2 protein-coding genes are annotated in these 1741 nt (G+C 31.8%); both read right to left on the bottom strand.

The annotated features are described in order from the left end of the window. Positions 1-1084: hypothetical protein (locus VLM92_RS07770; protein ID WP_325275768.1), on the bottom strand; the 1084-nt coding region annotated here is incomplete at its 3' end. A gap of 186 nt (positions 1085-1270) precedes the next feature. Next, positions 1271-1741: KH domain-containing protein (locus tag VLM92_RS07765; protein ID WP_325275767.1), on the bottom strand; the 471-nt coding region annotated here is incomplete at its 5' end.

Here is a 1741-nt window from a genome sequence, read left to right as displayed (position 1 = left end):
CATACGAACCTACCAGGTAGACCAAAGGATATGCCAAACTCAGAGTAATAGCTGCAGCGCTTGAAATAATGAACTGACCACTTGCTCTATTAACAAAAGATGGTGCTCGTGGATACGTAGATAAGTTAACTAAAGAAGACTCGTCTTCCATATAATCAAATGAACTTAAAAGCATCAAATATTGTAATTGATCTGTATACCATTCATCACTTGATACATTATAGTTAAAATTAAAATCTGATGAGTGCAAGCCTAAATAGTTCTGACTATAATCATCTAACCCGATAATAGGACCTTTTTCACTTCCTATAAACATTTGATCAATACTATCTAGTTCAAAGGCCCTCTTTGCATAAATGATAATATCATTTATGGTGATAAAGACTTCGGCAAAAATTTTCATAAAGTTTTGTTGATAGTCACTATTTGTTGTTTTAAGACCTTCTGATTCTAGAACGGTATAAAACTCTTTTTCATCCACTTTTTCACCTATGGACTCACAATATTTATCATAAATTTGTTCTAAAGAGAACTCTAATGATTTCGAATAAAGATACTGACCATTTTGATAGATCGTAACAAAAGCATCATTTTGCGTGAAGTAAACAAAACAATGTGCTTTATTGTCTTGCAGTATCTCTTTTTTATAAAGTGCCTTGTAAAGAAGAGGTGCAGGAACAATAAGATCTATATATTTGGTTTCCTCTTTTATAGGAAGATAGATCTCATCAAGAGATTCGGGTTCAGCCACAAAGATATGGTATTCCCTCTCTTCTCCTGAACTTTCAACCTCAACTGAAGATATGGTATAAGTACTGGCCTGATCCAGACCTAGCTCTTCATACGCTTTGATATCAATAATATCGGCAATATCTTCTTCTGGAATATTTCTACTTATATGTACAGTTGTGCTAATAATATCTTTATTAGTCACATACGATGCAATAAAGTTTGAAGTATTGTAAGTGAGTTTATCTAAAGGTTTAAATAAATCATTTTTAAATGCATAACTTTTACCTGTATATGCATTGAGCGTAACAACATTTTTTACAGTCGATTCTGATGAATTTTTTTTCAAAAACATTTTAAACTTCCTTCCTTGTTGACCAATTATATATGTTATAATATTAAAACAATCTTACAAAATGTAAAACTTTCTAAAAATATAACTTTTTTTAATTATTGATCTTTAATTTAACAGAAAGCACCTATATATAGGCCGTTTATTGTGTCTATGAAAAGCATTCTTTTCTCAAGTTTATAGAAGATTTTAAATAATATAACCGAACTCTTCTAAACTATCTTTATTTTTACTCCACCCTTTTTTCACCGATACATGAAGATCTAAGAATATTTTTTTACCTGAAAAGAGTTCCATCTGTTCACGTGCAAGTTTCCCCACACGCTTGATCCCTGCACCTTTTTGTCCAACGATCATACCTTTTTGTGTCTCTTTTTCAACAACGATAGTCGCATGCACTTTATCTATAGTATCACCCTCTTCTATCTTGTCTATGGTTACATCACTCTCATACGGTATTTCATCACTAAGATTCTCAAAAATAGACTCACGGATCAATTCTTTATAGATGTCCCTTATATGTTCTGTTGTAAGGATCTCAGGGTCATAGAGAAAAGGAGATGTTGGTAAATGCTTGCATATCTCATCAAGAAGTTGTTTTTTCCCTACCTTTTTATTGACGGAAAAAGGAATGATCGCTTCAAAATATTCTTGATATTT

Source organism: Romboutsia sp., assembly GCF_035470145.1.
In the GTDB taxonomy this organism is placed as follows: Bacteria; Bacillota; Clostridia; order Peptostreptococcales; family Peptostreptococcaceae; genus Romboutsia_D.
The sequence above is the reverse complement of the archived record's forward strand: the minus strand, read 5'-3'. Positions and strand labels throughout refer to the sequence as shown.